The sequence below is a fragment of the Mangrovitalea sediminis genome (assembly GCF_002514725.1).
Lineage (GTDB): Bacteria > Pseudomonadota > Gammaproteobacteria > Pseudomonadales > Oleiphilaceae > Mangrovitalea > Mangrovitalea sediminis.
In genome coordinates, this window is the sequence record NZ_NTLB01000007.1 from 69739 (window position 1) to 94841 (window position 25103).

21 protein-coding genes are annotated in these 25103 nt (G+C 61.7%); 17 read left to right on the forward strand and 4 right to left on the reverse strand.

Annotated features, from left to right (window positions below; genetic code table 11):
- Positions 1 to 416: 416 nt before the first annotated feature.
- From malT to hypE, 14 genes are all read left to right on the forward strand, one after another.
- Positions 417 to 3173 (forward strand): HTH-type transcriptional regulator MalT, encoded by a 2757-nt coding sequence (gene malT, locus CLR77_RS17445; protein WP_097461993.1) that lies wholly within the window; start codon positions 417 to 419, stop codon positions 3171 to 3173.
- A gap of 181 nt (positions 3174 to 3354) precedes the next feature.
- On the forward strand, positions 3355 to 4980 hold the full coding sequence (locus CLR77_RS17450; protein WP_097461994.1) for an alpha-glucosidase: 1626 nt from the start codon (positions 3355 to 3357) through the stop codon (positions 4978 to 4980).
- Between the two features lie 41 nt (positions 4981 to 5021).
- Positions 5022 to 6137, forward strand: a complete 1116-nt coding sequence (malK, locus tag CLR77_RS17455; RefSeq protein ID WP_097461995.1) for a maltose/maltodextrin ABC transporter ATP-binding protein MalK — start codon at positions 5022 to 5024, stop codon at positions 6135 to 6137.
- Between the two features lie 226 nt (positions 6138 to 6363).
- Positions 6364 to 7479: a 4Fe-4S dicluster domain-containing protein gene (locus tag CLR77_RS17460; RefSeq protein WP_097461996.1), complete on the forward strand. Its 1116-nt coding sequence runs from the start codon at positions 6364 to 6366 to the stop codon at positions 7477 to 7479.
- Positions 7472 to 8305 (forward strand): FAD/NAD(P)-binding protein, encoded by an 834-nt coding sequence (locus CLR77_RS17465; protein ID WP_097461997.1) that lies wholly within the window; start codon positions 7472 to 7474, stop codon positions 8303 to 8305. Before CLR77_RS17460 ends, CLR77_RS17465 begins: the two co-directional genes overlap by 8 nt.
- Positions 8306 to 8337: 32 nt before the next feature.
- A complete protein-coding gene (locus tag CLR77_RS17470) occupies positions 8338 to 9117 on the forward strand; it encodes an NADH-quinone oxidoreductase subunit B family protein (RefSeq protein WP_198962813.1) in 780 nt (259 codons plus the stop codon).
- Positions 9107 to 10411, forward strand: a complete 1305-nt coding sequence (locus CLR77_RS17475; RefSeq protein ID WP_097461999.1) for a Ni/Fe hydrogenase subunit alpha — start codon at positions 9107 to 9109, stop codon at positions 10409 to 10411. Before CLR77_RS17470 ends, CLR77_RS17475 begins: the two co-directional genes overlap by 11 nt.
- Positions 10408 to 10914, forward strand: a complete 507-nt coding sequence (locus tag CLR77_RS17480) for a hydrogenase maturation protease (protein ID WP_097462000.1) — start codon at positions 10408 to 10410, stop codon at positions 10912 to 10914. The genes CLR77_RS17475 and CLR77_RS17480 overlap by 4 nt, the downstream gene beginning before the upstream one ends.
- Positions 10915 to 10942: 28 nt before the next feature.
- Entirely contained in the window at positions 10943 to 11179 is a 237-nt protein-coding gene (locus CLR77_RS17485) for a HypC/HybG/HupF family hydrogenase formation chaperone (protein ID WP_097462001.1), read from the forward strand.
- On the forward strand, positions 11172 to 11534 hold the full coding sequence (locus CLR77_RS17490; RefSeq protein WP_097462002.1) for a hydrogenase maturation nickel metallochaperone HypA/HybF: 363 nt from the start codon (positions 11172 to 11174) through the stop codon (positions 11532 to 11534). The genes CLR77_RS17485 and CLR77_RS17490 overlap by 8 nt, the downstream gene beginning before the upstream one ends.
- A gap of 12 nt (positions 11535 to 11546) precedes the next feature.
- Positions 11547 to 12299, forward strand: a complete 753-nt coding sequence (gene hypB, locus CLR77_RS17495; protein ID WP_097462003.1) for a hydrogenase nickel incorporation protein HypB — start codon at positions 11547 to 11549, stop codon at positions 12297 to 12299.
- A gap of 9 nt (positions 12300 to 12308) precedes the next feature.
- The gene (gene hypD, locus CLR77_RS17500; protein ID WP_097462004.1) at positions 12309 to 13448 is read left to right on the forward strand and encodes a hydrogenase formation protein HypD; all 1140 of its coding nucleotides are present in this window, start codon (positions 12309 to 12311) and stop codon (positions 13446 to 13448) included.
- Complete coding sequence (gene hypF, locus CLR77_RS17505) at positions 13445 to 15727, forward strand: carbamoyltransferase HypF (protein WP_097462005.1); 2283 nt, start codon at positions 13445 to 13447, stop codon at positions 15725 to 15727. Before hypD ends, hypF begins: the two co-directional genes overlap by 4 nt.
- A complete protein-coding gene (gene hypE / locus CLR77_RS17510) occupies positions 15720 to 16724 on the forward strand; it encodes a hydrogenase expression/formation protein HypE (protein WP_097462006.1) in 1005 nt (334 codons plus the stop codon). The genes hypF and hypE overlap by 8 nt, the downstream gene beginning before the upstream one ends.
- A 232-nt stretch (positions 16725 to 16956) precedes the next feature.
- Here hypE and trmB read toward each other — a convergent pair whose 3' ends face one another.
- The 3 genes from trmB to CLR77_RS17525 form a co-directional block, all read right to left on the reverse strand.
- Positions 16957 to 17661, reverse strand: coding sequence for a tRNA (guanosine(46)-N7)-methyltransferase TrmB (trmB, locus tag CLR77_RS17515; protein WP_097462007.1), 705 nt, complete (start codon positions 17659 to 17661; stop codon positions 16957 to 16959).
- A gap of 141 nt (positions 17662 to 17802) precedes the next feature.
- Entirely contained in the window at positions 17803 to 19323 is a 1521-nt protein-coding gene (locus CLR77_RS17520) for a YifB family Mg chelatase-like AAA ATPase (RefSeq protein WP_097462008.1), read from the reverse strand.
- Positions 19324 to 19435: 112 nt separating this feature from the next.
- Positions 19436 to 19696 (reverse strand): accessory factor UbiK family protein, encoded by a 261-nt coding sequence (locus tag CLR77_RS17525; protein ID WP_097462009.1) that lies wholly within the window; start codon positions 19694 to 19696, stop codon positions 19436 to 19438.
- A 338-nt stretch (positions 19697 to 20034) separates the two neighbouring features.
- Between CLR77_RS17525 and glnK the strand changes: the two genes are divergently transcribed.
- Together glnK and CLR77_RS17535 are read left to right on the forward strand one after the other, a co-directional pair.
- Positions 20035 to 20373: a P-II family nitrogen regulator gene (gene glnK / locus CLR77_RS17530; protein ID WP_097462010.1), complete on the forward strand. Its 339-nt coding sequence runs from the start codon at positions 20035 to 20037 to the stop codon at positions 20371 to 20373.
- A 241-nt stretch (positions 20374 to 20614) separates the two neighbouring features.
- Positions 20615 to 21892, forward strand: a complete 1278-nt coding sequence (locus CLR77_RS17535; RefSeq protein WP_227519989.1) for an ammonium transporter — start codon at positions 20615 to 20617, stop codon at positions 21890 to 21892.
- A 267-nt stretch (positions 21893 to 22159) separates the two neighbouring features.
- Here the strand turns inward: CLR77_RS17535 and speE are convergent, their stop codons facing one another.
- Positions 22160 to 23020 carry a polyamine aminopropyltransferase gene (speE, locus tag CLR77_RS17540; protein WP_097462011.1) on the reverse strand — a complete coding sequence of 287 codons (861 nt, stop codon included), beginning with the start codon at positions 23018 to 23020 and terminating at the stop codon, positions 22160 to 22162.
- A 165-nt stretch (positions 23021 to 23185) separates the two neighbouring features.
- Between speE and speA the strand changes: the two genes are divergently transcribed.
- Complete coding sequence (gene speA, locus CLR77_RS17545; protein ID WP_097462012.1) at positions 23186 to 25096, forward strand: biosynthetic arginine decarboxylase; 1911 nt, start codon at positions 23186 to 23188, stop codon at positions 25094 to 25096.
- Positions 25097 to 25103: the final 7 nt, after the last annotated feature.

Genomic DNA, 25103 nt, shown 5'->3' on the forward strand with positions numbered 1-25103 from the left:
GCATATTGGGTAGATGCATTTGGCAAGCCGGAATCAGCGTTTGGCGATATCTACGGCTTGCGTGCCACGCAGCGTCTTTTGGACGCCTTACGGCCGTAACTGTCCAGATTCAGCCGGGGAGAAAACCCTTCCTAAAGGGGCCCTTGTCACAAATCCGGGTCCAAGAAAGCGTTCAGGCGAAATTCTGGCTATCTTTCACTGCACGGTTGAAGATAGTCGGGATACATCGCAGGCCCGACACCTCATCGGGGACGGATGACACTCCCGGAAACCGGCATCCCAGCCCCAAGACAGAGGCTATTGAGGGTAACTCGTCATCCTGAGGTAGGAAAATTACCAAAATGTGACGAATAATCTATTAAATATTAGTATTATTTTGGTAGTTTTTACAATAAAAGCATAAAGCGCGAACCACTATGCAACCATCGATCTGCTTCCGGGAACAAGCTATCATCCAGGCGCGCATGCTTCCGCCTCCCACGCCCAACACCTTGTTACCGCGCGAGAAATTCAACGATCAGTTGCACGACACAGACCCCGTCAACCTGATCCTGATTCACGCGCCCGCCGGTTACGGCAAGACGACGACCGCATCAGAAAGACTGGCCGCCCTCGACGCTACCGCCGCCTGGTTCCACCTCGACGCCCGGGACAACGATGCCTCGTTGTTCGCCAGCTACCTCGTCAAAACCCTCAACCATCACACGCAGGACGCCTGCGCACAGACATTTGCCACACTCGCCCAGTCCGGCTTCGCCGACCTGCAGGACTTTCTTACGGCACTGCTTTCGGAACTCCCTCTCGAAGGAGATCCCCTCTATCTGGTATTAGACGATTACCACCTGATCGACAACCCGGAAATCCATGCCGGCATCCGTTTTCTGCTGCGGCATCAACCGCCCTACCTGACACTGATGCTGCTCTCGCGGACACTGCCTCCGGTCGGGGTCGCCCAGATGCGCATGCAGGGCCGCATGCTGGAAATCACGTCCAGGGAACTCGCCTTTACCGCCGACGAGGCGCAACAGTACTTCGAACAACGACTGCCCTTCGAAGTCTCACGGGAAAGCATAGAACGCGCAGTTCGACGGGTGGAGGGCTGGGTTTCCGCGCTGCAACTGGTGGCCAGCAGCGTGTCGACCAGTCTTGATTTCAACGACTTCGTCGAACAGTTGCAACAGGGAAACCAGCATATTTTCGATTACTTCGACGAATTGATGAGCCAGGTCATCGACGCCGAACAACGTGCCTTTCTGCTGAAGACCAGCATACTGGAGCGCTTCAACGCCTTTCTGGTGATGCGGGTCACCGAAAGCGGCGAAGGCCAGGCGCTGCTGACCCGTCTGCTGGGGCTGGGCCTGTTCCTGATTCCCCTCGATGGCAGCGGACTCTGGTACCGCTATCACCCCCTGTTCGCTACCTACCTGCGCCATCTGCAGATGAGTGCCCAGCCCGAGGACGTCAAGGCGCTGCATCGCCGTGCCTGCGACGCCTGGCTGGAAATGGATGACTATGAGGAGGCCGCCCGCCACGCGGTGATCATCCGTGACAACGAACGCCTGACACGCATCCTGACAGAGCGCGGCCGCGCGTTCTTCACCCAGGGGCAGTTTGCCCTGCTGCAACGCTGCCTGGATAACCTCGACCGTGACATTATCGCCGACCGCCCTTTCCTGACCCTGCTGCGCGCCTGGGTGGCCCAGAGCCAATACCGCTTCGATCAGGTCGAAAGCTGGCTGAAAGCGGCCGAAGACAAGCTGCGCGCCAACCTGAGCGAAGCCGACTTCCACCGTATGCGCTGCGAATTCAGTGCCGTACGCGCCCAGGTCGCCATGAATTTCGGTCATCCGGAACAAGCCATGCAGCTGGCGACGGAAGCGATCGGCCAGGAAGCCCATTACCTGCCCACCTCAAAAGTGGCCGCCCACTCGGTGATCGGTGAAGCCCTGTTTGTACAGGGTCAGCTACGTGACGCCCTGTCCCGTATGCAGGAGGCCGAACAACTGGCTCGCAGTCAGGACGCCCATCAAAGCGTCATCTGGGCACTCTGTCAGCAATCCGAGATTCATGTGGCGATGGGCCTGCTGCAAATGGCTTACAACGTACAGGAACGGGCTTTCCAATATGCCGACGAACACCAGTTGAATAACCTGCCGATCCTGGAATTCCTGTTCCGCATCCGCAGCCAGATCATGTGGGAGTGGCACCATCTGGAAAATGCGGAGCGTTGCGCCCTGCATGGCATCGAGATCCTGGAAGCCCAACGGGAGCGTTGGTATGTCCAGAGTTATATCTCGCTGGCGAAAGTGGCCCAGGCTCGTGGACGGCAGGCGCTCTGTGCCGACTACATTCAGAAAGTGCAAAAGATGCTGGCTGTGGGCGAATATCACCTCGACTGGCTCGCCAATGCGCACGCGACGATGCTCTCCTACTGGGACTCCGTCCGTGACCACGAGGCCATACAACGCTGGCTGACCGCCGCGCCCGAGTACCATATCGAACAGGCTACCAACCATTTCAATCAGTGCAATGCCCGCAACTGGGCCCGCGCCTATATCGCGCTGGGCCGCTACGACAAGGCGCAGCCGATCCTCGACGGGCTCCAGGACACTGCCGAGCGCCTGGGTCTGGTCACCGACCAGAACCGCAATCATATCTCCCTGGCCCTGCTCCATTGGCAGATGGAAGACCGGGAGCGGGCACTGGACCACATGGCCGCCGCCCTCCGCCTGGCCAGCACGACGGGTGCCGTCGGCAGCTTCCTGCGACTGGGCAAGGTGCTGATCAATATCCTCAAGGCGCTGTCCAGCGACCGTTCGCTGGAGAGCATGGAACAGCAGCGCGCCGAGCGCCTGATCCAACTGGTGCAGCAACAGCGCGACTTCAGCCGGGCCGTGCGCATCACGCTGGACGAAGCCATCATCCAGGACATCATCGACCGGCCGGACGTTCCCGAGCTGATTCGTACGTCGCCATTGACCCGCCGCGAATGGCAGATCCTCAGCCTGATCCATGCGGGGCTATCCAACGACCAGATCGCCGAGCACCTGAAGGTCGCCTCCACGACGGTCAAGACACATATCCGCAGCCTCTACCAGAAGCAGAATATCAGCCACCGCTCCGAGGCCATCGCCCTGGCTCGCGACCTGCTCAGCAAGATCCAGGGGGAGTAGTCACACCCTACTTCCGCCCAAGGGGGCAGGAGACGCGCAAAAAGTCGTACGCCCCCTACGCCCCTCATCCTCCCCCTCGACTACGCCGACAAAAACCTTGCAGGGAGGATGAATTGCCTCTCACCGCAACGCACCATCGTCATCAGTCGTTTCCAGAAACTCTCCGCAGAAAGAGCAAGACATGATGCAACAGGATCGTGAGTGGTGGCGTGGAGCGGTCATCTATCAGGTGTACCCACGCAGTTTTTTCGATGCGAACAATGATGGCATCGGCGATCTACCGGGCGTGACGGCAAAGCTGGATTACATCGCGGGCCTCAATGTCGACGCCATTTGGCTGTCCCCTTTCTTCACGTCTCCGATGAAGGATTTCGGCTACGATGTCGCAGACTATCGCGGTGTCGATCCGATTTTCGGGACGCTGGAAGATTTCGACGAACTGGTCCGCGAAGCCCATCGGCGCAATCTGAAAATCATGATCGACCAGGTGCTGAGTCACACGTCGGACCAGCATCCCTGGTTCGTTGAGAGCCGCGCCAGCCAGGACAATCCCAAGGCCGACTGGTATGTGTGGGCCGACCCCCGCCCGGACGGCTCGCCGCCCAACAACTGGCTGTCGGTCTTCGGTGGCTCCGCCTGGGCCTGGGACAGCCGGCGCAAGCAGTATTACCTGCATAACTTCCTGACCAGCCAGCCGGACCTCAACTTCCACAATCCGGATGTAATCCAGCAGGTCCTCAGCGATGTCGAGTTCTGGTTGGCGCGGGGCGTGGACGGCTTCCGCCTGGACGCCATCAACTTCTGTTACCACGATCCCCGGCTACGCGATAATCCTGCGAGCAAGGCTATCGCCGAAGGCTCTATCGGGGTGCGCAAGGAAAATCCTTACGCCTATCAGCAACATGTATATGACAAGACACAGCCGGAAAACCTGGAGTTCCTGCGGCGCTTCCGGCAATTGCTGGAACGTTATCCCGGCACCACCACCGTTGGCGAAATCGGCGACGATAACTCCTTGAAAACCATGGCCGACTACACCAGCGGCGGTGACAAGCTGCACATGGCGTATTCCTTCGACCTGCTGACAGAGCAGAACGATAGCGCCCACATCCGCAAGACGGTCGAGACCATCGAAGCCAGCATGACCGACGGCTGGCCCTGCTGGGCCGTCGGCAACCACGATGTTGCCCGCGTTGCGACACGCTGGCAGGCCCGTTCGACCGCACAGGTCAAACAGATCATGGCGCTGCTGCTGACCCTGCGGGGCAGCGTCTGCATCTATCAGGGCGAGGAACTGGGCCTGAGCGAGGCGGAACTCGCCTACGAAGATCTGGTCGATCCCTACGGCATCAATTTCTGGCCGGAATACAAGGGACGCGATGGCTGTCGCACCCCCATGGCCTGGCATCACGGCGAGGTCAACGCCGGGTTCTCCCAGGGACGCCCGTGGCTGCCCGTCTACGATGCTCATATCGGCGCCGCCGTTTCACGTCAGGAAGACACCGACGACTCGGTGCTTAAGGCCTACCGGGACTTTCTCGGCTGGCGCCGACAGCAACCGGTACTCCGGGAAGGCCGAATCCAGTTCTACCCGAGCCCGGAAAACACGCTCCTCTTCCTGCGCGAACACCTGGGCGAGCAACTGCTGGTGGCGTTGAACATGACCGAGGCGGCGGTTAGCCTGGAATCGCCCCTGAGTGCAGTCGCGGTGAGCGGTGCACCCGAGGTGGTCAACGGGGAATGGGACGATAGGACGATCCACCTGCCAGCCTATGGGGTCGGCATCGGACGCGTCTCCGGCGCCTGATCGAGGCAGGCGTTAATACTCACAAAAACGGCGAAAACAGCATGGCCAGTGTCACTCTCAGAAATGTCTGCAAAAGCTTCAGCGGTGTCGAAGTCACTCGCAACGTGAATATCGATATCGAAGACGGTGAGTTCGTCGTTTTCGTGGGCCCGTCCGGCTGCGGCAAATCGACCCTGCTGCGGATGATCGCCGGTCTTGAGGACATCACGGACGGCGAGCTCTATATCGACAACGACAAAGTCAATGACAAGCCGCCCATGGATCGCGAAGTGGGCATGGTTTTCCAGTCCTATGCGCTGTATCCCCACATGAATGTGGCGGAGAACATGGCGTTCGGCCTGAAACTGGCAAAGACCCACAAGCCGGAGATCGATCGCCGGGTCACTGCAGCCGCCCACACCCTGCAACTCGACAGGCTGCTCGAACGCAAACCGAAGGACCTGTCCGGCGGGCAACGTCAGCGCGTTGCCATCGGCCGCACCATGGTCCGCGAGCCGAAGGTATTCCTGTTCGACGAACCCTTATCCAACCTGGACGCCAGCCTTCGCGTACAGATGCGTATCGAGATTTCAAAACTGCATAAACGTCTTGCGGCCACCATGATCTACGTGACCCACGATCAGGTCGAAGCCATGACCATGGCAGACAAGATTGTGGCGCTGGATCAGGGCACGGTCGCCCAGATCGGCCGCCCGCTGGAGCTGTATCACTACCCGGCCACCCGTTTTGTCGCAGGCTTCATCGGTTCGCCGCAGATGAACTTCATTAACGGCCGCACCCAAAGCGCCAGCAGCCAGAACGTGACGGTCACGCTCCCCGGCGGCATCCATATCACCCTGCCGGTCAACGGCAGCGCCCTGAAACCGGAAGAACCGGTGACGCTGGGCGTGCGCCCCGAACATTTCGTCAGCGCGGACGAGGCCGAGATCGTGCTCAACGGCACCATCAACGTCGTCGAACGGCTGGGCTACCAAACACTGGCCCACATTGATGTCGAAGGCATTGCCTCCACCCTGACCCTGCGCACCGACGGCTCTAACCCTGTCCAGGAGGGCCAGGCCATTGCACTTGGCATCCAGGCCCGCAGCTGCCACCTGTTCCGTGAGAACGGCGAGGCCTGCCCCAGGCTTTATCACGAGCCCTGCGTCGACTTCTGATTACCGCTGCCCCGATGTACGGGCACCAACCCAGTGCCCGCTTTTCAGATGACCTGACGCCGCCAAGGCGTCGCGTCACCTTTTGATCTGTGCCAATACCCGCGATTTTCCATTACAGTAAGCTGGCCGTCTGACGTCGACGTCGCACACACGAAAAACCCAGACCTGCCGCAACGCCCGCACAGGATTTACCGGCAGGATTCGAGACTATCAGGACGGATAGATCATGGCCGACGCCGTTCCCGGATTCCTGCCGCGCGCAGCGCTGCAACACCTGATCGACGCACTGATTGCGGCCGGTTATCGGTGCCTGGGCCCCCAGGAGCGCGACGGCGCCATCCTCTACGACCGCCTGACCTCCGTCACCCAACTGCCGCTGGGACGCCATGACCGGCAGGCGCCCGGCCACTACCGGCTGGAAGCATCGGCGGATCCCCGCTGGTTTGCCTGGGCCAATGGTCCGCAGGCGCTGAAACCACTGCTGTTTGCACCCACAGAGCCCCTCTGGAAAGTCACCCGGGAAGCAGACGGCGTCATGCATTTCAGTGAGCAGGCCGTACCGGCCGAACCCACCGCGGTCATTGGCGTCCGCGCCTGCGATCTCGCTGCGCTGGCCCTGCAGGACGCCCATTTCATGGCGCCGCCCCATGCCGATGCGCACTATATGGCCCGCCGCGCCAATCTCTTTCTCGTCGCGGTAAACTGCACACATCCTGCAGATACCTGTTTTTGCGTTTCGACCGGCGACGGTCCCAATGCCACGACCGGCTACGACATCGACCTCAGCGAACTGGAGGACGGCTTCCTGATTCAGGCCGGCAGCGACGAAGGCCGTCAGATCCTTGCATCGCTGCCGCTGGTGCCCGCCAGCACCCGGCAGATCGCCCTGGCGCAAAGCCAGACCGACAAAGCGATTGCTGCCCAGTCCCGGTCCCTGCCGGGTCATAACCTCCGGGCGGCGCTGTTTGCCAACCTGGAACATCCCCGCTGGCAGGAGGTGGCGGACCGCTGCCTGTCCTGCGGCAACTGCACCTCGGTCTGCCCCACCTGTTTCTGTTCCAGTCACAACGAGGTGCCGGATCTCAGCGGGACCAGCAGCGAACATGTGAGAGAGTGGAGTTCCTGCTTCACGCTCGACCACTCCTATATGCACGGGTATGTGGTGCGGCCCGATACCCGCACCCGCTATCGTCAATGGCTGACCCACAAGCTGGGCAGTTGGCACGAGCAATACGGCCGCAGCGGCTGCGTCGGGTGCGGACGCTGCGTCAGCTGGTGTCCGGCAGGCATCGATATCACCGAGGAAGCCACAGCCATTTGCGGAGGCGGGCAGCATGACTAGCCCCTATGTGCCGGCCGAAGCCCTCATCCTGGACCGGATACAGGAATCGAAGAGCATCTTCACGCTGCGCCTGCAGCTGACCGACCCGGTACGCCGGGAAGCCTTTCGTTTCGAACCCGGTCAATTCAACATGCTCTATCTCTATGGGGTGGGCGAGATCCCCATCTCGATTTCATCCGACCCCCACGATCCAGAAACCCTGGGACATACCATCCGCGCCGTTGGCCGGATATCCCAGGGGTTGTCGACACTGGAACCCGGACAGCGTCTGGGCATTCGAGGCCCCTACGGACGCCCCTGGCCGCTTCAGGCCGCAGAGGGGCACGACGTTCTGGTGGTCACCGGCGGCCTCGGCTGCGCACCGGTGGTGGCCGTCATCAACTATGTGCTCCTGCGCCGTGAGCATTACGGGCGCCTCATCATCATCCAGGGCGTCAAACACAGCGAAGACCTGATCTGGCGGGATCGCTACGCCTATTGGAGCACGCTGCCCAACACCCAGGTCCTGCTGGCCTCCGATCACGGCGGCCCCATCTGGCCCTGGCATGTGGGAAGGGTGACCGACGTGTTCGATGACGCCCGTATCAATCCGGACCATTGCTTTGCCATGATGTGCGGACCGGAAGGCATGATGCGGGCCGGCATCAAGAACCTGACGCAACGCGGTGTGCCCGAAGACCATATTTACCTGAGCATGGAGCGCAACATGCAGTGTGCCGTGGGGCATTGCGGGCATTGCCAGTACGGCGCCAGCTTTCTCTGCCGGCAAGGGCCTATCTACGCCTATCCGGCGATCAAGCCCCTGTTCAGGACGCGAGGTTTCTGATGACCGAATCCGCCGCCAAGCCCCGTGTCGCCGTGCACAAGTTTTCCTCCTGCGACGGCTGCCAGCTGGCCTTTCTCAATCTGGGCGAGACGTTGCTGCAGATCGCCGAACTGGTGGATATCGTGCATTTCGCCGAGGCCGGCCCGCTCGACCCGGAGGCGGCGGTAGACATCGCCTTTGTCGAAGGCAGCATTTCCACCCCGGACGAAGTCGAACGCATCCAGCGGGTACGCGCCAATAGCCGCTTCCTGGTGAGTATCGGCGCCTGCGCCACGGCGGGCGGCATCCAGTCCTTACGTAACCTCGCCGAAGATAACCAGTGGCTCGGACAGGTCTATGCCCGGCCCGACTACATTGCGACGCTCGACAAGGTCACCCCGATCGCCGGGCAGGTGAAGGTGGACCTGGAACTCTGGGGCTGCCCCGTCAACAGCCGGCAGATCGTCAGCGCCATCCGCGCCCTGCTGTTCGGCGTGGTGCCGGTGACCGAGCAGGACAAGGTCTGCCTGGAATGCAAGCGCCAGCAGCGCGTCTGTGTGTTGGTCGCCCAGGGCACCCCCTGCATGGGGCCCGTCACCCGTACCGGCTGCGGCGCCCTCTGCCCGAGCTTCGGCCGGGATTGTTACGGCTGCTACGGACCGGCGGAAAACCCTAACACCCAGGCATTGGCCCGCCGCTTCGAAGGCTTGGGCCTGGCGCCCGACGCCATTGCCCGCCGCTTTCACGCGATTACCAGCGGCGCACCGGCGTTCCATGAGGCCGGTCTGCAGCAGTCGGATCTGAAACGACAGGAAAAAGACCATGGCGGATGAGACGCAGCAACGCTCGGTCGAGCTTCATGTACCGGTGCTCACCCGAGTCGAAGGCGAGGGTGCACTGCACCTGCGCATTCGGGACGGCCAGATCGAACAGTTGCAGCTGGCCATCTTCGAGCCGCCGCGGCTGTTCGAAAAGTTCCTCGAGGGCCGCTCCTATGAAGAGGTCCCGGACCTGGTCGCCCGCATCTGCGGTATCTGCCCGGTGGCCTACCAAATGAGTGCCGTGGATGCGCTGGAGAGCCTGTTCGGCATCGACCCGGGCCCCTGGGTTCAGGACATGCGGCGCGTGCTGTATTGCGGCGAATGGATCGAGAGCCACAGCCTGCATATCCACCTGCTCGCCGCCCCGGATTTCTTCGGCTACGACAATGTGATGGCCATGGCCAAGGACCACCCGGACGAGGTGCGACGGGGCATGCATCTGCAAGGGCTTGGCAATGCGCTGATCCGGCTGCTGGGCGCCCGCTCGGTGCACCCGGTTGGCGTGCGCGTCGGCGGCTTCCACCATGCCCCCGATGAGCGGGAGGTGGACAACCTGCTACGCCAGCTGCGTGACGCGTTACCCCAGGCGGAAGCCATGGTGCGCTGGACAGCGGCCATCGACCTGCCGGAGCGAACCCAATCCTTTCCGTCAGTTGCCTGCCAGAGCGACGACTATCCGCTGGTCGGCGGCCGCATCGTCTCCGACCGGGGACTGTCCATCGACAAGAGCGCTTTCGAGCAACAGTTTGCCGAGCATCAGGAGCCCCATTCGACGGCGCTGTACAGCCTCCTCGACGGCCAGCCCTATCTGGTGGGGCCGATGGCCAGGCTCAATCTGCACCGCGACCGTCTGCCGGCGGCAGTCACGCATCTTATGGACAGCCTGCCCATTGACTGGCCCAGCGCCAATCCGTTCCACGGCATGGTAGCACGAGCCATCGAAATCTATTATGCCCTGCACGAAGCCATTCGCCTGCTGGGCGCCTACCGCCGACCGGCGCAGCCCTTTGTACCGGTCACACCGAAAGCCGGCACCGGCTTCGGGTGCAGCGAAGCGCCCCGCGGTCTCTTGTGGCATCGCTATGACGTCGACGCCCAGGGCCTGATCACGGCGGCCCGCATCGTACCGCCGACCAGCCAGAACCAGGCCCGTATCGAAGCGGATCTGCGGGAGTCGCTGACCGACTTCGGGCTGGACCAGCCGGACGACGCGCTGCGCCAGCATTGCGAACAGGTGATTCGCAACTACGACCCCTGTATCTCCTGTGCCACGCATTTTCTACGATTAACCACGGAGCGGTTATGAACAGCATCCGAGTCATCGGCGTGGGATCGCCCTCAGGCGACGATCAGGTGGGCTGGCACGTGGTAAGGTCGCTGGCCCACCAACCGTTACCGAGCACGGTCACCCTTCTCGAACTGGACCGGCCCGGCGCCAGCCTGCTGCGATATCTGGAGGGCATGGACGCGGTCGTTCTGGTAGACGCCCTGCGCGCTGGCTTCGAAGCCGGCAGCGTACTGAGCCTCACCCGCGAGGACCTGCTGACGGAGAGTCGGATCTGGTCCAGCCATCAACTCGGCGTCGCCGAAGCACTGGCCCTGGGAGAGGCACTGGATCTGCTGCCCACCCGCCTGGCCCTGATCGGCATCGAAGCCGACCCGTCTCAGACGTCGCTGAAACAGCTGTCGTTACCCGTGCAAGCGGCCATTCCCCAGGCCGTCGCCAAACTGAGCTCGCTGCTGGCAGAATGGTCCCAGGCCACATCCTCACCGTCCCCAACCATTCCTGTCCTGACCGACAGGCAATGACGGACCGCTATCAGGAGCGTATGACCCTATGTGTCTGGGCATCCCCATGCAGATCGAGCACATCGACGGCCTGATTGCCCGCTGTCAGGCCAGGGGCATCGCACGCGACGTCAACCTGATGCTGATGCAGGGAGCGCCGCTGTCACCCGGCGACTTCGTCATGGTACATGTGGGATACGCCATCGAACGCATTGACGACCAGGCGGCGCGCACGGCCTGGGAAACCTACGACGCCATGGTCGCGGGAGACAGCGACCATGCATGAATTCAGTCTTTGCCGGGCCTTGCTGGGACAACTGGAAAGACTGGCCCGCGACCAGGGGGCCGCTCAGGTCATCCGTGTCACCCTGCGCGTGGGCCCATTGTCCGGCGCCGAACCGAAATTGCTCCGGGACGCCTTCCCTCTGGCCAGCGAGGGCAGTCTCGCGGAAGGTGCCGAGCTGGTGATCGAAACAGTGCCGGTTCTCGTCTATTGCCCGGCCTGCCAAACCGACAGTGAAGCCAGCCCCAACGATCTGCGCTGCCGACGCTGCGGTGCAGCCGATACCCAATTGCGCGGCGGCGACGAACTGTTGCTGGTCAGCGCCGATCTCCGTACCGAACCCGCTATCCAGACTTAGGAGGATACCGTCATGTGCCAGGACTGCGGCTGCAGCCTCAACGGACCCGCTCAGCGACTCGCGCCCCTCCACCGGCCGGAGACACAGACTCTGCCGCTATTGCAGAGCCTGCATCTGCAGAATCAGGCCGTGGCCGATGATATCCGTAACCACTTCGCCCAACATCAGGTGTTGGCGATCAACCTGATGTCGTCTCCCGGCGCGGGTAAAACCACCCTTTTGGAAGCCACCCTCGCGCAGCTGGCGAGCGAATTTCGCTGTGCCGTGCTGGAAGGCGACCTGGAGACCGACCTCGACGCCCAGCGCATCCGCGCCCAGGGCGTGCCGGCGTTACAGATCACGACAGGCAACGCCTGCCACCTCGACGCCCAAATGATCAAAGACGCCCTGGAACAGCTGGATCTGGCCAACCTGGATATCGTCTTTATCGAAAACGTCGGCAACCTCGTCTGCCCCGCCAGTTTCGATCTGGGCCAGCATGCGAACGTCATTCTGTTATCGGTCACCGAGGGCGACGACAAACCGGCCAAATACCCGGTCATGTTCCGCGCTGCCGATCTTGTGCTGATCAGCAAGATCGACCTGCTCCCCTACCTGGGGGATTTCGACCCGGCACGTGCCGAAGCCTTCCTGCGCCGCCTGGCCAGTCAGGCGCCGGTCATGCCCCTGTCCGCCCGTCAAGGCGAAGGTCTGGAAACCTGGTTCGGCTGGCTGCGCGACCAGCGACGAAGCGTTCAGACCACCCTCGCTGCACAAAGCGCCTGAAGGTTCCCCATGGACGAAGCCCGTCGCTGGCTGGAGCGTATCCGAGCCCTGCCGATCCCGCCCCGTTTCCGCATCATGAATGTTTGCGGTGGCCATGAGCGGACCATCAGCATGGCGGGGCTGCGTTCGCTACTGCCCGCGGGCATAGAGCTGATCCCCGGCCCCGGCTGCCCGGTCTGCGTCTGCCCGGAAGAGGATATCTTTCAGGCGATCCGGCTGGCACTGGATGAGAAGGTCACGCTGGTGGCCTTCGGGGATATGCTGCGCGTTCCGGTGAACGGCCCCAGAAGCGAACCGCGTTCGCTGGAAGAAGCCCGGGCGGCCGGCGCGGATGTCCGCCCCGTCGCCAGTCCGATGGAAGCCGTTCGCATTGCCCGTGACACACCCGGGCGCGAGACCGTATTTTTTGCCGCTGGTTTCGAAACCACCATGGCGCCGGTCGCGGCCATGCTCGCCGAAGGCGTACCGGAGAATCTCTCCATCCTGCTGTCGGGACGCAAAACCTGGCCCGCCGTGGCCATGCTTCTGGCAGACGGTCAGAAACCCGGGCAGCAGCCCGGCTTCGACGCCCTGATTGCGCCGGGACATGTCTCGACGATCATGGGACCGGAGGAATGGCGCTTTGTGCCCGGGCAGTATGGACTTCCTACCGCCGTTGCCGGCTTCCAGAACGCCTCGCTGCTGGCCGCCATCTACTCAGCCCTGCGGCAGGCGCAAAGCGGCCGGATTTTCCTCGACAACTGCTACGCCAACGTCGCTCACCCCGGCGGCAACCCGCAGGCCCAGGCCCTGCTGGATCAGGTTATGACCGTTGGCGACGCCAACTGGCGGGGCATCGGTACCATTGCCGGTTCCGGCTTTGCCCTGCAGCCCGCCTATGGGGCGCAGGACGCGCGACGCCGTTTCCCCGACTGCAGCGACCCGCAGCGCCGGCGCGCCGGAGAGATGCCGCCGGGCTGCGCCTGCGCCCAGGTGGTACTGGGGCAGATCTACCCCAACCAATGTCCCTTGTATGGACGCGCCTGCCAGCCGCGTCACCCCATCGGCCCCTGCATGGTGTCCGATGAAGGCGCCTGCCGCATCTGGTGGGCGACCGGTGTACGCGAACCCGTCTCGCCAGAATCGGTCTCGTCAGTAGAAAGCCCATGAACCGCGCCCCCCAGAACGTTTGTCGCCGCTGGCATATCCACGGCCAAGTTCAGGGCGTGGGCTTTCGTCCCTTTGTGTACCGCCTCGCCACCGGACTGGGACTCAGCGGCCATGTGCGCAACCGGAGCGGCTGGGTGGAAGTGATTGCTGCCGGACCGGAACCGCAATTGACGCAGTTCGAACAACGACTTATCGCCGAAGCACCGCCACTGGCTCGCCCGCAGCTCGCACCCGGCACCTTGTGCGCCATGCCCGGGGAGCCGGGTTTCCGGATTCTCGACAGCGACGCCGACACCGACAACTACACCGACAACTACACCGACGCAACGGACATTCAGGTTCCCGCCGACCGGCATTGCTGCCCGGAATGCCTGCACGAACTGGAAGACCCGACGGACCGCCGTTACCACTATCCCTTTATCAACTGCACCCAATGCGGCCCTCGCTATACGGTGATCGAGGCTATGCCCTACGATCGTCAGCGCACCACCATGACCGCCTTCCCGCTCTGTAGCGCCTGTCAGGCTGAATACGACTCAGCGGATGACCGGCGTTTTCATGCAGAGCCGCTGGCCTGCCCAGCGTGCGGGCCACAGTTGCAGTTCGAGTCCGGTGACCGTCGCATAGGGAATACACCAGACGCCCTCTCGGCAACCGTCGACGCGCTGCGCGCCGGAAAGGTCGTGGCGGTAAAAGGCGTCGGCGGCTATCACCTGATGGCCGATGCGAAAAACGAGGCCGCCGTGCAGCGCCTGCGTCAGCGCAAACAGCGCCCCGACAAGCCCTTTGCCGTCCTGTTTGCCGATGATCTGAAGGCCCTGGAACAAGCGGTCATCGTCGATACCACAACGCTCAACGCGCTACGCGACCCCGCCCGCCCGATCCTGTTGCTGCCCAGGCGCCCCCATAACGGGCTGGCCGGTGCCGTGGCGCCCGGTGTGAAGGATATTGGCGTGATGCTGCCAGGTAGCCCACTGCAAGCGTTACTGAGTCGGGCCTTTGGCGGCCCGCTGATTGCCACCTCCGGCAACCTGAGCGGCGAGCCGGTACTCACCGATCGGCAAGAGGCTCGCGAGCGGCTGTCGGGCATCGCCGATGCTTACCTTCACCATAATCGCCCCATTGCCAGACCTGCCGACGATCCGGTTCTGCGTCCGGTGGCAGGCCAGTTGCGCGCCATACGACTGGGGCGAGGCACCGCGCCCGTGGAATGGACCTTGCCCCACCCTGTCGGCGAACCGGTCCTCGCCGTCGGCGGCCACATGAAAAACACCATCGCCCTCGCCTGGGGTCGGCGCCTGGTACTCTCCCCCCACATCGGCGATCTGGAGTCGCCCCGCGCGCGCGCTGTTTTTGCGCAGGTCATCACCGACCTGCAGCGCCTCTACAGCGTCCGCCCCAGCCGGGTCCTGTGCGATGCCAACCCGGACTATGCCAGCAGCCGCTGGGCCAGAGACTCTGGACTCCCCTGCCAGACAATCTTCCATCATCACGCCCATGCGTCAGCGCTGGTCGGCGAACAGGTTGCCATGCATACGGCCATGGATGAGACAGGCTGGCTGATCTTCACCTGGGATGGCGCGGGCCTCGGCACGGACGCTACGCTCTGGGGTGGTGAGGCACTGCTGGGTAAACCCGGCCACTGGAGGCGGGTGGCCAGTATGCGCCCCTTCCGCCTGCCCGGCGGCGAACGTGCCGCCCGCCAACCCTGGCGCAGTGCCGCTGCACTGCAATGGGACACGGGTGGCGATTGGGATGCGCCCAGCCTGGTGCGAGAGGCATGGGCGAAGGACATCAACTGCCCGGCGACCACGTCGGTCGGCCGCCTTTTCGACGGAGCGGCCGCGCTTCTGGGCCTCTGTCACGCGGCCAGCTACGAGGGGCAGGCACCCATGCAATTGGAAGCACTCGCCGCCCGCGACATCGCCGCCGAGCCCTTGCCCCTGCACCAGGATGATGAGGGTATCTGGCGCGCCGACTGGCAGCCCTTGCTGTCACGGCTGTCTGACGACAGTCTGAGCACCGCTGAACGGGCGGGCGCCTTCCACACCTGTCTGGCGGAAACGCTGGTCCAGCAAGCCTTGCACGTTCAGAAGAATACGCCGTTCGTTCACGTCGGCCTGACCGGTGGCGTCTTCCAGAATCGGTTGCTGACCGAGATCTGCCACGCCAGACTGATGGCCGAAGGCTTCAACGTCGCCCTGCCTCGCCAACTGCCGGCCAACGACGGCGCCCTGGCCTTCGGCCAAATCATGGAGATCCTTTACCAGCATGCATGACGACCGCTATATCCAGCTGGCACATGGCAACGGCGGCCGCCGTATGCGCGAACTGATCGCCAGCCTGTTCGTCCGTCATTTCGGTGACAGCCTGAACACCCAACGGGACGCCGCCCCGTTGCCCGATATCAGCGGCGACCTGATGATCACTACAGACAGTTTCACGGTAAACCCGCTGGAGTTCCCCGGCGGCAATATCGGCTCACTGGCGGTGCACGGCACCCTCAACGATCTTGCTGTCGCCGGAGCCGAACCCCGTTACCTCACGGTCAACGCCCTGATCGAGGAAGGCTTCGAGATCGCACGTCTGGACCGGTTGATCGCCAGCCTGGGCGACACGGCCCGGGAGGCTGGCGTCGCCATCGTGGCTGGGGATACCAAAGTCGTTGCCCGCGGGGAAGGCGGCGGCCTCTATCTCGTCACCACCGGTATCGGGACGCGGGTGCCCCGGCTCAACCTGGGTCTGGAGCACATAGAACCCGGCGACCGCCTCCTGGTCAGCGGTCCCATCGGCGACCACGGCATCGCCGTCATGCTCGCCCGCGAACAGTTCGGGCTCTCCGGCAGCCTCACCTCCGACGCCGCCTGCGTACTCCCCCTCACCCGCGCCCTGCACGCGCTTCCGGGCCTCCGCTTCATGCGCGACCCGACACGGGGCGGCCTCGCCACCGTGACCCATGAAATCCGCGAAGCGACCGGTTATGGCATGAGCCTGGAAGAAAGCGCCGTGCCCGTGCGCGCCCCGGTCAAAGCCGTGTGCGAGATGCTGGGCTACGACCCTTACTATCTGGCCTGCGAAGGCCGGGTCGTGGCAGTGGTGTCAGAACAAGATGCGGAGAAGGCGCTCGCCCTCTGGCGGGCACTGCCACAGGGAGCCGACGCCGCGATCATCGGAACCATCGACCACAAGACAGGCCCCGTGGTACTGACGACGAGCCTGGGGGGACAACGGGTTCTGGACGAACTGGAGGACGATCCGTTGCCGAGGATCTGTTGATCCGGAGAAGCCACCCCGATCCTATTGTTTCTAAATGCTTCGCTAAACGAATAGCAGTCCCTGCGGTGCAAAAATACGAACCCTAGAACATTTCTCAGCTGTCACAGGTTCGCTTATTCCCACCGCAGGCAGGTGCATGAATGGAAAAACAAACCGGCAATTACCTGTTGATACCAGGGAGCTGGTTCACCGAGTTTTTGCTCCCCAGGGTCTCGGCGACGCTGACCGGCGTCTAATTCGTGCGCCGGAACAGCAAATCCCACACCCCGTGCCCCAGGCGCTCGCCACGCCTCTCGAACTTGGTGATGGGCCGATCGTCCGGGCGGGGCGCGTATTGACCGGCGGGCAAGGTGTTTTCGAAGCCTTCAGCGTCGCTCATCACTTCCATCATGTGCTCGGCGTATTCCTGCCAGTCGGTCGCCATGTGAAAGATGCCACCAACACGAAGTTTGTGGCGGATACGCTGGGCGAATTCCGGCTGCAGCAGACGGCGTTTGTTATGACGCTTTTTGTGCCAGGGATCGGGAAAGAACAGGAGAACGCGATCCAGGCAGGCATCCGGCAGGCAGCGATCGATGACGTCGTTGGCATCGGTGCAATAGATGCGGACATTATCGAGCTGACGGGTTTCCACTTCCCGTAGCAGTGCGCCGACACCGGGCTTATGAACTTCGATACCGATAAAATCCTGCTCCCGTGCAGCATCCGCCATTTCGGCCAGGGACTGGCCCATACCGAAACCGATTTCCAACGTCAGCGGCGCTTCGCGGCCAAAACAGTCACGGGGATCGATCACCCCTTGCGCCACCTCCAGCCCAAATTTGGGCCAGCCTGCATCGTAGGCCTTTTTCTGGGCGTCGGTCATGCGGCCGCCACGGATCACAAAGCTGCGGATGCCGCGTTGGCGGCCGGTTTCGGGGGTCTGGTTATCGGTCATTGCTGTCTTTCCAGAGTTTGCCGCCAGCGCAACGGTAGGCCAACCGGCTTCATCAAATCGGGGCCGCAGTTTAGGGCCTTACAGGATTAACGTCCATGCCTGCTTGACGAGGGACTCCTACGACAAGGCAAAGACAAGGGATCAGTTTTGCATGAGCGTGGAGGGCGCCAACGCGGCGCGATAACCGAGCGCTTCCACCAGATGGCCCCGCTGGATACATTCGGACTGCGCCAGATCGGCAATAGTGCGCGCAACCCGCAGAATGCGGTGCATTGCACGGGCGGACAGGCCCAACCGGTTCATGGCCTGCTCCAGCAAAGCGCGACTGCCATCGTCCAGCGCGCACGCCTGATTGAGGGCTGCCCCCACCAGATCCGCATTGCGGCAGCCACGCGTCAGCTGCGATTCCCTCGCTGCGTCGACCCGCTGACGAACGATATCCGAAGATTCTTCCGTTGGCGCCGCCGCCAACAGCACCTTGCCCTCCTGTACCGGAACCTCCACATGCAGATCGAAGCGATCGAGAAGCGGGCCGGACAGTTTGGTCTGATAACGCACCACCTGTTGCGGCGTGCAGCGGCAATCTATGGAGGGATGCCCCCGATAGCCGCAGGGACAGGGGTTCATGGCCGCAACCACCATAAAGCGTGCCGGATAGGTCACCTGAGATGCTGCTCGCGAAATCATGATCTGACCGGACTCCATCGGCTCACGCAGCACTTCCAGCACTTTTCGATCAAATTCCGGCAGCTCATCCAGAAAGAGCACGCCTTGATGCGCAAGCGAAATCTCACCGGGCCTCGGACTTGAGCCACCACCCACCAGGGCGACGGCCGACGCCGTATGATGCGGCGCCCGGTATGGCGGTTCCCGCCAGCGCTCGGGATCGATCTGCTGACCGGCAACGGAATGAATGGCCGCCACCGAGAGTGCCGCATCCTCCGCCAATGGTGGCAGGAGACCGGGCAAACGCTGCGCGAGCATGCTTTTGCCGGTTCCCGGCGGACCAAAGAATAAGAGGTTATGCCCGCCCGCCGCAGCGATTTCCAGGGCGCGCTTGGGCAGTTTCTGTCCCCGGACATCCGCCAGATCCGGGCCGCCCCGTCGGGGTGCTGCCCCCGAGTCCACCGGTTTGACCGCCGTCAGCGGTTCCTCGCCACACAAATGGGCACAGACTGCCAGCAGGTGTTTCGCGGTAAAGGTATCCTCACGACTGGAAAGCGCCGCCTCGGTGAGATTGGCGTGTGGCAGGACCAGTTGGCGACCGCTGCGACGGGCGGCAATCACGGCGGGCAACACGCCCCTGACGGGACGCAAAACGCCGTCCAGGGCCAGTTCCCCGACAAACTCGTGCTGGTCGATGCGATCCGCGGGCACCTGCCCCGACGCGACCAGAATCCCCAGCGCGATCGGTAAATCAAAGCGGCTACCTTCTTTCGGCAAATCGGCAGGGGCGAGATTGATCGTGATCCGGCGCGCCGGAAATTCAAAGCCGGCATTCATCAAGGCACTGCGAACGCGGTCCTTGCTTTCCTTTACGGCGGTTTCCGGGAGGCCGACAATCGACAGTCCGGGCAGCCCATTGGAGAGGTGGATTTCAACAGTGACGGCGGGCGCTTCAATGCCCACCCTTGCGCGGGTGCGTACGATAGCCAGAGTCATGGCATCCCTTCCATGCAATGTTATGAGAAAAGCGATATGGCGTGATGCGTCAAACCGATCGCATCACCGGGGCCCGGCGTCCTGCGCGAAGCCCCGTTTCACGCTGACAGGATCAGTCCTTGTCCGCGGCGAGCATCTTTTCCAGCTCGGCGACCTGGCGTTCCAGAGCGTCCACCTTTTCACGGGTACGCTGGAGCACGGCGGACTGGGCATCGAACTCTTCCCGGGTCACCAGATCCAGGCGAGCCAGTGCCGACGATACCGCCGCGCGAGCATGCTGTTCGAAGTCTTCCCGCGCCGCACGCGCCATATCCGGCACGACACGACCGACCTGATCCTGCAACTGTGCAAAAAATTCATGCGGTGCTTTCACACTTTTTGCCCTCTACGCGCTACCCTGTGAACGATGGCGCCGATTCTAGCACAGCCTGGCACCGGCTGCGGTTGATTGCCTCATTGGTGATCACTACGCACTCAATTGGTTCATACTGCAGGTCTGAGCGCTATAATGGTGCACCAAAGTGACCCAATACAGGGCCATCATCAATCAACATATTGTTTATCCTAACTTTTTTTGCGTTGGCACAAGGGATGCTAAGACGTTCGCACACTGTCCGCACGACAATCGGTGCGATCAGAAGGGCATCCCGGACTCCTCGCCGGGTTTCCCGGTGAAGTTCCTTTTAAGGCGGCACTATCAAGGAGAAATCAATGAAACTCGTGACAGCCATAATCAAGCCTTTCAAGCTCGATGACGTGCGTGAAGCACTCTCCGAGATTGGCGTGCAAGGCGTGACAGTCACTGAAGTCAAAGGCTTTGGTCGTCAGAAAGGCCACACCGAGCTGTATCGCGGCGCGGAGTATGTCGTGGACTTCCTGCCCAAGGTCAAAGTGGAAGTTGCGATTGCAGACAACTTGCTGGACCAGGTCATCGAAGCCATCTCGAAGGCAGCCAACACCGGCAAGATCGGTGATGGCAAGATCTTCGTGACAGATCTCGAACAGGCCATCCGTATTCGTACAGGGGAGACGGGCGAAGACGCCGTCTGATAAAGGTTTAGCCAACACCGAGCAGCCAACGCAAAAAACCTTCTTTCCGAAAGCCTAGTGCGGAAGGCTTGATGGGAAAGTCCGATTCCGGGATTCACCTCCAGTGACCGGCCTTGGCCGGACACAACGGGGAAGTTGCGTCCAGCGATTACGAAATCCGGAACTGACATTTCGCATCGACGGTTGCGCCGGTATCGAACTGCTTCGACAAACCGACGAGAAGATCATAGGAGCGACAATAATGCGCCATATGTCTAAAGCCCTTATAGCCCTGGGACTGCTGAGTTTCAGCAGTCTCTCACTGGCAGACACGCCAACGCTCAACTCGGGCGATACAGCGTGGATGCTGACCTCGACAGCCCTTGTTCTGTTCATGACCATTCCAGGTCTGGCCCTGTTCTATGGCGGCATGGTCCGCAAGAAGAACGTCCTGGCCACCATGATGCAGAGCTTTGCGATCACCTGCATCGTCACCATCCTGTGGATGGTCGCGGGTTACTCCATCGCCTTCGACAGCGGTAATGCCTTCATGGGCGGCCTGAGCAAGATGTTCTTGCACGGCATCGGTGTCGACACCCTTCAGGGCACTATCCCCGAGTCCCTGTTCATGGTCTTCCAGATGACCTTCGCCATCATCACCCCGGCGCTGATCACCGGTGCCTTCGCTGACCGCATGAAGTTCTCCGCCATGCTGTGGTTCATGGGCATCTGGGTTCTCGTCGTCTACTCTCCGATCTGTCACTGGGTCTGGGGCGGCGGCTGGCTGGGCAACAAAGGCATTCTGGACTTCGCCGGCGGCACCGTTGTACACATCAACGCCGGTATTGCCGGTCTGGTCTGTGCCCTGGTTCTCGGCAAGCGTGTGGGCTTCGGCAAAGAATCCATGGCGCCGCACAACCTGGTCCTGACCGTTATCGGTGCAGCCATGCTGTGGGTAGGCTGGTTCGGCTTCAATGCCGGTTCGGAACTGGCGGCTGACGGCCGTGCGGCAATGGCCATGACCGTAACCCAGATCGCTACCGCTGCAGCGGCCCTGGGCTGGATGTTCGCTGAGTGGATCGTCAAAGGAAAGCCGAGCGTTCTGGGTATCGCTTCCGGTGCCGTCGCTGGCCTGGTCGCCATCACTCCGGCTTCCGGCTTCGTTGGCCCGATGGGCTCGCTCTGGATCGGTATCGCAGCTGGCGTGATCTGCTACTGGGGCGCCACTGGCCTGAAGCACATGCTGGGCTACGACGATTCCCTGGACTGCTTCGGTGTACACGGTATCGGCGGTATCGTCGGCGCCATCCTGACTGGTGTGTTCGCACTGAAAGGTATTGGCGGCACTTCAGGTCTGATCGAAGGCAATGCCGGCCAGGTCGTCACCCAGATTCTGGGTGTCTGCGCAACGCTGGTGTACAGCGGCGTTCTCACCTACATCATCCTTAAAGTCCTGGATGTCACCATCGGCCTGCGCGTCAGCACTGACGAAGAGCGCGAAGGTCTGGACGTCGCACTCCACGGCGAACGGGTTGAATAATTAAAGGCTAGCGCTGAAGCCTTACAACAACGCAAAAGAAAGGGGTGCCCCATAGCGGGAGCCCCTTTTTTTGTTTGCCAATTTAGTCGCAACACCGGAACGTCGATGGGTAGGCCGCAATAACCGAAGGGCATTGCGCCCTACATGATCTGGATGTTGCACTCCAGGGCGAGCGCGTCGGGTAAGTCAAAGGCTAGTGCTGTAACATAACTAAAAAAGGGCGCCCTACGATGGGGCGCCCTTTTTATTGACGGCAGGGTTAGACCTTCAGCCTTCCAGCAAATCCACCATGAACTGCGGCTGGGCCAGGGCGCCACGGTGAATGTCGGCGTTGTAATAACGAGTCACGAACGGGCGATCGGTTGCATCCTCCTCGCGGAAATACTGCAACGGAATCTGCTTGCCACCCATGGTGCAACTCCACCAGCCTGTCGGGTAGACCGGCTGCGGGAACGGCAGGGTGCGCACATGGCTGAACCCGGCTTCGCGCATGTCCTTGTGGATGTCGCGGATAATGGTTTCGGCATGCAGCAGAGGGGATTCGCTCTGTTGCACGATGATGCCGCCGTCCCGCAGGGCCAGCATACAGTCACGATAGAAATCCACCGCGAACAGCCCTTCGGCCGGACCTACCGGATCCGTACTGTCGACGATGATGATGTCCACACTGTTCGGTTCGATGTCGCGCATCCATTGGATGCCGTCACCAAAGAAGAAGTTAGCGCGGGGATCGTTATTGGAGGTGCACAACTCCGGGAAATACTGCTCGGACACCCGCGTCACACGCTCATCGATCTCCACCTGCCAGGCTTCCTCGACACCCGGATGCTTGAGCACCTCTTTCAGGGTACCGCAGTCACCACCGCCGACGATCACGACCTTCTTCGGGTTCTTGTGGGTAAACAGCGCCGGATGCGTCATCATCTCGTGGTAGAGAAAGTTGTCGCGCTCCGTCAACATGACGCAGCCATCGATCACCATCAGCTTGCCGAAGGTTTCGGTATCGAAAACCTCCAGATGCTGATAGGCCGTCTGCTCTTCATGCAGCCGACCGCGAATCTTAAGGGAAAATGCCGTACCTTCGTCCTGGAACACCTCGGTGAACCAGTCATCGTTCAATTGCGCCATGGGACAACCTCCTGAACAGTGCGAGAGAGCAAAGGCGTTATTGTATGACGGGACCAGACCATACAGAACATTTATGTCGTCAGCGCATTTCCCTATACAATGGCAATCCGCGCCCTTCCTGGCGCCCGGCGACACATGCCCCGGCCTGAGAGGAACTGACCAACGATGATCCGCAACACCCGCGACAAAGCCCTGGACGCCTACAACATCCCCTACTGGAGCGACGGCTACATTGACGTCAACCCAGCCGGCGAAGTCATTATCAGGCCCCACAGGGACAACAGTCCGGCGCAGGTGAATTTGCCGCAGTTGGTACGGGAGCTCGCGACCCGGGACCTGCAGATGCCGGTCCTGTTGCGATTCAGCGATATCCTGCACGATCGCGTCAATACCCTGTGCGGGGCCTTCAACCAGGTGTCGCACCAGGAAGGATATCGCGGGCGTTACACCGCCGTTTACCCGATCAAGGTCAACCAGCAACGCCGCGTGGTGGAGGAAATCCTGCGCAGCGAGCCTGCGGCGACGGACGGACAAATCGGCCTTGAGGCAGGCAGCAAGCCGGAGCTGATGGCGGTTCTCGCCCTCTCCCAGCGCCCTGGTTCCGTGATTATCTGTAACGGTTACAAGGACCGGGAGTACATCCGCCTGGCCCTGATCGGTCGCCGTCTGGGCCACCGGGTGCATATCGTCGTCGAGAAACAGTCGGAATTGCGCCTGATCCTGGAAGAATCCAAGGCACTCGGTGTACAGCCGCTGATCGGCATCCGCGCCCGCCTGTCGAGCATCGGCAAGGGAAATTGGCAGAACACCGGTGGCGAGAAATCCAAATTCGGGCTTTCCGCCTCACAGATTCTCGATGTCGTGTCTTTGTTGCGCCAGAATGACGCACTCGAGAGCCTGCAACTGCTTCATTTCCATCTCGGTTCCCAGATCGCCAATATTCGCGATATCCAAACCGGCCTGAAGGAATGTGCCCGTTTCTACAGCGAGCTACACGCCCTGGGCGCACCGATTGCGACCATCGACATCGGCGGCGGACTGGGCATCGACTACGAAGGCACCCGTTCGCGCAGTGCCTGCTCGATCAACTACAGCGTGTCCGAATACGCTTATAACGTGATCCACACCCTGCGTGAAGAATGCGATCAGGCGGGAGTGCCGCATCCGGACGTCATCAGCGAGTCCGGCCGTGCAATGACCGCCCATCATGCCGTTCTGGTGACCAATGTCATCGATGTCGAGTCACCCGAAGTGACGGTGCCCGAGGCACCTTCCGGCGATGCACCGGCGCCGCTACGCGACCTGTGGACCGACTATCGGGACCTGCTGGACGGTACCGGCCGGCGTTCCATGGTCGAGATCTATCACGACGTGGTGCACGCCATCAGCGACGTCCACACCCAGTTCGCGCACAGCCAGCTCAGCCTCGATGACCGCGCGCAGGCGGAGCGTATTTACCTGGCCACCTGCCTGCATCTGCGTACACATCTCAATTCGGATAACCGGATGCACCGGGAAATCATCGACGAATTGCACGAGAAACTGGCCGATAAGTTGTTCGTGAACTTCTCGCTGTTCCAGTCGCTGCCGGACGTCTGGGGCATCGATCAGATATTCCCGATTCTACCCATTGAGAACCTCCACGAGCCGGTGACCCGTCGCGGGGTAATCCAGGACATCACCTGCGACTCGGACGGCCGGGTCGACCAGTATGTCGACGGCAGCGGAATCGAGACCACATTGCCATTGCCGGAAGTGCCGCCCGGTAAGGAACGCCTGCTGGGTTTCTTCCTCACCGGCGCCTATCAGGAAATCCTGGGCGATATGCACAACCTGTTTGGCGACACGAACTCGGTCGACATTGCGATCGACAGCGAAGGGCACTACCGGATCGACCATCCCATCGCCGGCGACACCGTCGAAAAGATCCTGCGCTATGTAAACTTCGATCCGGAGAGCCTGATCGACAGCTACCGGGAACAGCTCGCGCGCGCCGAACTGGATACCGGTGAGCAAGCCGCCCTGCTCCAGGAACTGGAACAGGGACTTCGCGGCTACACCTACCTGGAAGAATGACCCTGAA